The sequence below is a fragment of the Pseudomonas sp. REP124 genome (genome assembly GCF_020164475.1).
Lineage (GTDB): Bacteria > Pseudomonadota > Gammaproteobacteria > Pseudomonadales > Pseudomonadaceae > Aquipseudomonas.
In genome coordinates, this window is sequence record NZ_JAIQWX010000221.1 from 1 (window position 1) to 7,707 (window position 7,707).

A 7,707-nucleotide genomic window follows, 5' to 3' on the forward strand; every position below is an offset into this window, starting at 1 on the left:
GATGCCCTGTAGGAGCGAGGCTTGCCCGCGAAGGCCATCTGTCAGTCGATGCGATTCAGATCGTTATGGCGCGTCTCTTTCAGGCACAGCACGGCAATCAGGCTCAACACCGCCGCCCCCGACACATACCCGCCGACATAACCCAAGCCACCCATCGCCACCAGCTTCTGGGCAAAGAACGGTGCCGCCGAGGCGCCGACGATCCCGCCCAGGTTGTAGGCCGCCGAGGCGCCGGTGTAGCGCACGTGCGTAGGAAACAGCTCCGGCAGCAGCGCACCCATCGGCGCGAAGGTCACGCCCATCAGGAACAATTCAATGCACAGGAACAGCGCCACGCCCCAGGTCGAACCCTGGGTCAGCAGCGGCTCCATCAGGAAACCGGACAGAATCGCCAGCACACCACCGACGATCAGCACCGGCTTGCGGCCCAGCTTGTCGCTCGCCCAGGCCGACAACGGCGTGGCCGCCGCCATGAACAGCACGGCAAAGCACAGCAGGCCGAGGAAGGTTTCGCGGCTGTAACCCAGGGTCGCCACACCATAACTGAGGGAAAACACCGTGGAGATATAAAACAGCGCGTAACACACCACCATCGCCCCGGCACCCAGCAGCACCGGCAGCCAGTACTGGCTGAACAGCTCGACCAGCGGGATCTTCACCCGCTCTTCACGGGCCATGGCATTGGCGAACACCGGCGTCTCGTGCAGCTTGAGGCGCACGTACAGGCCGACCATCACCAATGCGGCGCTGAGCAGGAACGGAATCCGCCAGCCCCAGGAGCGGAACTGTTCGTCGTCCAGCACCATCGCTAACGTCAAAAACAGTCCGTTGGCTGCCAGGAAACCGATGGAAGGGCCGAGCTGCGGGAACATGCCAAACCAGGCGCGTTTGTCCTTGGGGGCGTTTTCGGTGGCGAGCAACGCCGCGCCACCCCATTCACCGCCCAGCCCGAGGCCCTGACCGAAACGCAGCACACAGAGCAGGATCGGAGCCCAGGCGCCGATGCTGTCGTAACCCGGCAGCACGCCGATCAGCGTGGTACACACGCCCATCAACAGAAGAGAAGCTACCAGCGTGGATTTGCGCCCGATGCGATCACCGAAGTGACCGAACAGCGCCGAACCGAGGGGGCGGGCAAGGAAGGCGATGCCAAACGTCAGGAAGGCCGAAAGCATCTGGGCCGTGCCGGAGGTCTGCGGAAAGAACACCGGCCCGATCACCAGCGCGGCGGCGGTGGCATAAACGTAGAAATCGTAGAACTCGATGGCGGTGCCGATGAAGCTCGCCGTGGCGACACGGGTGGCGGAGTTCGTCGGTGCAGGCGCGGAATCGCTGTAAGTCGTGCTGGTTGTCATGCGGTAATCCCTGACAGTCATGTGCTCCGGTGGAGCGAATTATTATGGTCGAACACCCAGGGATGTGGGCTTGCAGCGGAGTGCGGGTAGCACGGTACAGAGGGGGCTTGGGTAAGCGGATCGATTATAGGAAGGAGGCTAACGATTCAACAAGGACAAAAAAGATCGCATTTCCCGCCAAGCCCCTGACGGGCAGTACGCAATATCTGCAGCCCACAAAAATCCACTGTGGGAGCGGGCTTGCCCGCGAAGAGGCCGGCACATCCAGCATCGATGTCGCCTGATGCACCGCCTTCGCGGGCAAGCCCGCTCCCACAGGTTTTGTGGATACCGCTGATTTTGTGTAGGAGCTGTCGAGTGAAACGAGGCTGCGATCTTTTGATCTTTTACCGGACAGGAACCATCGCAGGCGTCGCCGTGGTCTGCCAGATCAACACCCGCGTCACGCGATTGTCTTCGGTCTGCAGGATTTCCAGGCGATAACGGCCGATCTTCAGGCATACCGCGCTCTCGGGAATGGTTTCCAGCGCCTCGGTCACCAGGCCGTTCAGGGTTTTCGGGCCATCGCTGGGCAGGTGCCAGCCCAGGCTCTTGTTCAGCTCGCGGATGGTCGCGGCGCCATCGATCACCAGGCGGCCGTCGGCCTGTGGATGGATGTGCGGGTTGTCCATGTTCTGCTGGCTTTCGAACTCGCCGACGATCTCTTCGAGAATGTCTTCCAGGGTCACGATGCCCAGCACTTCGCCGTACTCGTCGACCACCATGCCCAGGCGGCGCTGCTGCTTGTGAAAGTTCAGCAGTTGCAGTTGCAGCGGAGTGCTTTCCGGCACGAAGTAGGGCTCGCGGCTGGCGGCCAGCAGATCGTCGACCGTCAGGCTGCCGTCGGCCAGCAGGTGACCGATCTGCCGGGTATTGAGCACCGCTTCGACCTGATTGATGTCGCTGTGGAACACCGGCAGGCGCGTGCGATTGTTGTCGCGCAACTGCTCGATGATTTCATCGATCGGATCGTCGAGGTTGATCCCGTCGACTTCACTGCGCGGCACCAGAATGTCGTTGACCGTGATGTTGTCCAGCGCATGAATGCCGGGCAGCGAATGCGGGCGGCAGACGGCGGGTTCGTGATCGTCATGCTGCTCCACCGGTGGCTCGTCTTCGCTTTGCTGCACCACCTTGGCTTTGCGCACGAACGGACGCAGCAGCAGTTGGCTGATGGCGTTGAGCAGCCAAGCGGCCGGATACAGGATCTTCAGCGGAATCGGCAGCAGTTGGTTGCCCAGAGCCAGGATCGCATCCGGATGGCGAGTGGCGAGGGTGCGCGGCAGATAGTCGGTAAACACCAGCAAGGCGGCGCCTGCACCAAGGCACGCGGCCCATGGACCGTTTTCCGCCCAGGTGAAGACCGCCAGCAGGGTGCAGATCACCACTACCAGCGTGCGGCACAGGGTGTTGCAGAAGATCAGGCTGTTGAGCGGGAAGTTCAGCCTGGCCAGCGGCTTGTCGCTGGAGCGCGACGCGGTGCGCTTGGCCAGCAGATGCTGGTGAGCGGATTCGATGGCCGAAAACAGCGCCGACCAGAGAATCAGCAGGGCTACAACTGCGAACATCGGCCCTAAGGGCAAGTCATCCATTAATGCCGCCCGTCAGATGTGCAGGATGTATTCACGGACCAGCTTGCTGCCGAAATAGGCCAGCATCAGCAGGCAGAAACCGGCGAGGGTCCAGCGAATGGCCTTGTGTCCGCGCCAACCGAGACGGTTGCGACCCCACAGCAGCACACTGAAGACCACCCAGGCCAGACACGCCAGCAGGGTCTTGTGCACCAGATGCTGGGCGAACAGGTTTTCGACGAACAGCCAGCCGGAAATCAGCGACATCGACAACAGCGACCAGCCGGCCCAGAGGAAGCCGAACAACAGGCTTTCCATGGTTTGCAGCGGCGGGAAGTTCTTGATCAGCCCGGACGGGTGCTTGTGCTTGAGCTGATGGTCCTGGACCAGCAGCAGCAAAGCCTGGAACACCGCGATGGTGAACATGCCGTAGGCCAGGATCGACAGCAGGATGTGGGCGAGGATGCCTGGTTCCTCGTCGATCACCTGCACGGTTCCGGCGGGCGCGAACTGCGCCAGCAGCACCGTCAGCGCCCCGAGCGGGAACAGCAACACCAGCAGGTTTTCCACCGGGATCCGCGAGCAGGCGATAAGCGTCAGGGCGATGACGGCTGCGGCGATCAGGCTGGCGGCGCTGAAAAAGTCCAGACCCAGACCAACCGGCGTCAACAAGTGGGCGACGAGGCTGACGCTGTGGGCCAGCACGGCGAGCACGCCGAGGATGACCAGCAGGCGTTTGTTCGCCTTGGCGCAGGTGGCCAGGCGGGTGCCTTGATAGAGAGTCGCAGCGGCATATAGACAGGCGGCGGCGAGGGTGCTGAGCAAACTGGGTGACAAGGGGAGCATAAGTCCTGTTAGGCAAGCCCGAAAGTCGCTGAGTTTGGCATAGAACCCCCACGGCACGAAAGACCAGTCAAGCTGACGGCGGGTGTGCGCCAGACGCAGTCTTCGCTATAATCCGCGACCTGCCCACGCCGCAGGCTCGCCGAGAACCCGTTTGGTCCGGTCCGGGCCGCCATTATCCCGGTCTACACAGGGCCTGAAAGGATCGCGCAATGTTTGAAAACTTAACCGACCGCCTCTCGCAGACGCTGCGCCATGTCACCGGCAAGGCGAAGCTGACCGAAGACAACATCAAAGACACCCTGCGCGAAGTGCGCATGGCGTTGCTCGAGGCCGACGTCGCCCTGCCGGTGGTCAAGGACTTCGTCAACTCGGTCAAGGAGCGTGCGGTCGGCACCGAAGTGTCCCGCAGCCTGACCCCGGGCCAGGCCTTCGTGAAGATCGTCCAGGCCGAACTCGAAAGCCTGATGGGCGCGGCCAACGAAGACTTGAACCTGAGCGCCGTCCCGCCCGCCGTGATTCTGATGGCCGGTTTGCAGGGTGCTGGTAAAACCACCACCGCCGGCAAGCTCGCGCGCTTCCTTAAAGAGCGCAAGAAGAAGTCGGTCATGGTCGTGTCCGCCGACGTTTACCGTCCGGCAGCGATCAAGCAGCTCGAAACCCTGGCCACCGACATCGGCGTGACGTTCTTCCCGTCTGACCTGAGCCAGAAGCCGGTCGACATCGCCCAGGCTGCTATTAAGGAAGCAAAACTCAAATTCATCGACGTGGTGATCGTCGACACCGCCGGTCGCCTGCACATCGATGAAGAGATGATGGGCGAGATCAAGGCCCTGCACGCCGCGATCAACCCGGTCGAAACCCTGTTCGTGGTCGACGCCATGACCGGCCAGGACGCCGCCAACACGGCCAAGGCCTTCGGCGACGCACTGCCGCTGACCGGTGTGATCCTGACCAAGGTCGACGGTGACGCCCGTGGCGGTGCCGCACTGTCGGTCCGCGCCATCACCGGCAAGCCGATCAAGTTCATCGGTATGGGCGAGAAGAGCGAAGCGCTCGATCCGTTCCACCCTGAGCGTATCGCCTCGCGCATCCTCGGCATGGGCGACGTGCTCAGCCTGATCGAACAGGCCGAAGCGACCCTCGACAAGGACAAGGCCGACAAGCTGGCCAAGAAGCTGAAGAAGGGCAAGGGCTTCGACCTCGAAGACTTCCGCGACCAGCTGCAACAGATGAAGAACATGGGCGGCCTCGGCGGCCTCATGGACAAACTGCCCAACATGGGCGGCGTGAACCTGGCGCAGATGGGCAATGCCCAGAATGCGGCGGAGAAACAGTTCAAGCAGATGGAAGCCATCATCAACTCCATGACCCCGGCCGAGCGCCGCGACCCCGAGCTGATCAGCGGTTCGCGCAAGCGTCGTATCGCCATGGGTTCCGGCACCCAGGTGCAGGACATCGGTCGCTTGATCAAGCAGCACAAGCAGATGCAGAAGATGATGAAGAAATTCTCCGCCAAGGGCGGTATGGCCAAGATGATGCGCGGCATGGGCGGAATGTTGCCTGGCGGCGGCATGCCGAAAATGTAAAGAATTCGCGCCGGCACCCCTGCCGGCGCTGATCCACAGAAATGTGGGACAAACGGTAAACCCGCACTTGGCGGGAGCCGACAGGCCGTTTTCAATGACGGCTCTATAGCAAATCTGCATGGCGGCTGATAGGCCGCCGGAAAAAGTCATTTGCAAAAGTCCGGATATTCCTTAGAATATGCGGCCTTTCGGGCACCCATGCCCGCTGTGCCTTTAGATTTGCAGCACCGACTACAGGAACGATGTTCACATGCTAACAATCCGTCTTGCCCTTGGCGGCTCCAAAAAGCGCCCGTTTTACCACCTGACCGTAACCGACAGCCGCAACCCGCGCGACGGTTCCCACAAAGAACAGATTGGCTACTTCAATCCTGTTGCCCGTGGTCAGGAAGTCCGTCTGTCCGTGAACCAAGAGCGCGTAGCCTACTGGCTGAGCGTTGGTGCACAGCCTTCTGAGCGTGTTGCTCAGTTGCTGAAGGACGCTGCTAAGGCCGCGGCCTGAGCAATATGAACGCGACGCCAACTGTTGCTGATGATCTGATCGTTATCGGCAAGATTTACTCTGTTCACGGCGTTCGCGGCGAAGTGAAGGTGTATTCCTTTACTGATCCGATCAAAAACCTGCTGGACTACAAAACCTGGACGCTCAAGCGCGACGGCAATGTGAAGCAGGTAGAGCTGGTCAGCGGACGCGGGAATGAAAAATTCCTGGTCGCAAAGCTCAAGGGTCTCGATGATCGTGAAGAAGCTCGTCTTCTGGCCGGTTATGAGATCTGCGTGCCGCGCAACCTGTTCCCTGAACTGACCGACGGCGAGTACTACTGGTACCAGCTGGAAGGTCTCAAGGTCATCGACACCCTCGGACAACTGTTCGGGAAGATCGATCACCTGCTGGAGACCGGCTCGAACGATGTAATGGTGGTCAAGCCTTGCGCTGGCAGCCTGGATGATCGCGAACGCCTGTTGCCCTATACCGAGCAATGCGTGTTGGCCGTCGACCTGGCAGCAGGCGAGATGAAGGTGGACTGGGACGCGGATTTCTAAGCGTGGCTAATTTGCGCGTAGAAGTGATCAGTCTGTTTCCCGAGATGTTCTCCGCCATCAGCGAGTACGGCATCACCAGTCGGGCGGTGAAACAGGGGCTGTTGCAGCTCACCTGTTGGAACCCGCGAGACTACACGACGGATCGACATCACACTGTGGATGATCGCCCATTTGGCGGTGGTCCGGGCATGGTGATGAAGATCAAGCCCCTGGAAGACGCGTTGGTTCAGGCCAAGGCAGCCGCCGGGGAGGGAGCGAAGGTGATTTACCTGTCCCCCCAAGGCCGTCAGCTGAATCAGTCGGCGGTACGCGATCTGGCGAATCTGGATGCATTGATCCTGATTGCCGGTCGTTATGAAGGCATTGACGAGCGCTTTATTGAGGCTCATGTCGATGAAGAGTGGTCGATTGGCGACTATGTACTGTCTGGCGGCGAGCTGCCGGCGATGGTCCTGATCGATGCGGTTACACGACTGCTGCCCGGAGCTTTAGGGCATGCGGACTCCGCCGAGGAAGATTCCTTTACGGATGGTCTGCTCGATTGCCCGCACTACACCCGACCTGAGGTGTATGCGGATCAGCGTGTTCCCGACGTGTTGCTAAGTGGCAATCACGCGCACATCCGGCGTTGGCGTTTACAGCAGTCCCTTGGTCGGACCTATGAACGACGCGTCGATCTTCTGGAAAGCCGCTCGCTTTCTGGAGAAGAGAAGAAGCTGCTCGAGGAATATCTCCGCGAGCGGGACGATAGTTAACAACGTATCGATGGTAGATCAGACGATTTACCTTAGGAGCACAGCATGACTAACAAAATCATCCTTGCACTCGAAGCAGAGCAGATGACCAAAGAGATCCCAGCCTTTGCCCCGGGCGACACCATTGTCGTTCAGGTGAAAGTGAAGGAAGGCGATCGTTCCCGTCTGCAAGCGTTCGAAGGCGTTGTAATCGCCAAGCGTAACCGCGGCGTGAACAGTGCATTCACCGTTCGTAAAATCTCCAACGGTGTTGGCGTAGAGCGTACTTTCCAGACCTACAGCCCGCAGATCGACAGCATGGCTGTCAAGCGTCGCGGTGACGTACGTAAAGCCAAGCTGTACTACCTGCGCGACCTGTCGGGTAAAGCAGCTCGCATCAAGGAAAAACTGGCTTAAGTCCAGCTTCCGATGCAGAAAAAAGCAGCCTACGGGCTGCTTTTTTGTTGTCCGCGATTTATCCACAACCCCCTGTAGGAGCGAGGCTTGCCCGCGAAGGCGTCATTCGCACCAA

Annotated in this window: 8 protein-coding genes; 5 read left to right on the forward strand and 3 right to left on the reverse strand. The window is 60.3% G+C overall.

From position 1 onward, the window contains the following. Window positions 1-41: 41 nt before the first annotated feature. The 3 genes from K9857_RS28870 to K9857_RS28880 form a co-directional block, all read right to left on the reverse strand. Window positions 42-1,355 (reverse strand): MFS transporter, encoded by a 1,314-nt coding sequence (locus K9857_RS28870; protein WP_224541750.1) that lies wholly within the window; start codon window positions 1,353-1,355, stop codon window positions 42-44. Window positions 1,356-1,741: 386 nt separating this feature from the next. Further along, window positions 1,742-2,986 (reverse strand): transporter associated domain-containing protein, encoded by a 1,245-nt coding sequence (locus tag K9857_RS28875; RefSeq protein WP_224541752.1) that lies wholly within the window; start codon window positions 2,984-2,986, stop codon window positions 1,742-1,744. Window positions 2,987-2,998: 12 nt separating this feature from the next. Beyond that, complete coding sequence (locus K9857_RS28880; RefSeq protein ID WP_224541755.1) at window positions 2,999-3,811, reverse strand: inner membrane protein YpjD; 813 nt, start codon at window positions 3,809-3,811, stop codon at window positions 2,999-3,001. 209 nt (window positions 3,812-4,020) lie between these two features. Between K9857_RS28880 and ffh the strand changes: the two genes are divergently transcribed. The 5 genes from ffh to rplS all read left to right on the forward strand — a co-directional run bounded on the left by ffh (window position 4,021) and on the right by rplS (window position 7,592). Further along, window positions 4,021-5,397, forward strand: a complete 1,377-nt coding sequence (gene ffh, locus K9857_RS28885; RefSeq protein ID WP_224541757.1) for a signal recognition particle protein — start codon at window positions 4,021-4,023, stop codon at window positions 5,395-5,397. A 250-nt stretch (window positions 5,398-5,647) separates the two neighbouring features. Further along, window positions 5,648-5,899: a 30S ribosomal protein S16 gene (gene rpsP, locus K9857_RS28890; protein ID WP_224541759.1), complete on the forward strand. Its 252-nt coding sequence runs from the start codon at window positions 5,648-5,650 to the stop codon at window positions 5,897-5,899. 5 nt (window positions 5,900-5,904) lie between these two features. After that, the gene (gene rimM, locus K9857_RS28895) at window positions 5,905-6,441 is read left to right on the forward strand and encodes a ribosome maturation factor RimM (protein WP_224541762.1); all 537 of its coding nucleotides are present in this window, start codon (window positions 5,905-5,907) and stop codon (window positions 6,439-6,441) included. A 2-nt stretch (window positions 6,442-6,443) separates the two neighbouring features. Further along, the gene (gene trmD, locus K9857_RS28900) at window positions 6,444-7,196 is read left to right on the forward strand and encodes a tRNA (guanosine(37)-N1)-methyltransferase TrmD (protein WP_175377880.1); all 753 of its coding nucleotides are present in this window, start codon (window positions 6,444-6,446) and stop codon (window positions 7,194-7,196) included. 45 nt (window positions 7,197-7,241) lie between these two features. Then, complete coding sequence (rplS, locus tag K9857_RS28905) at window positions 7,242-7,592, forward strand: 50S ribosomal protein L19 (RefSeq protein ID WP_009047143.1); 351 nt, start codon at window positions 7,242-7,244, stop codon at window positions 7,590-7,592. Window positions 7,593-7,707: the final 115 nt, after the last annotated feature.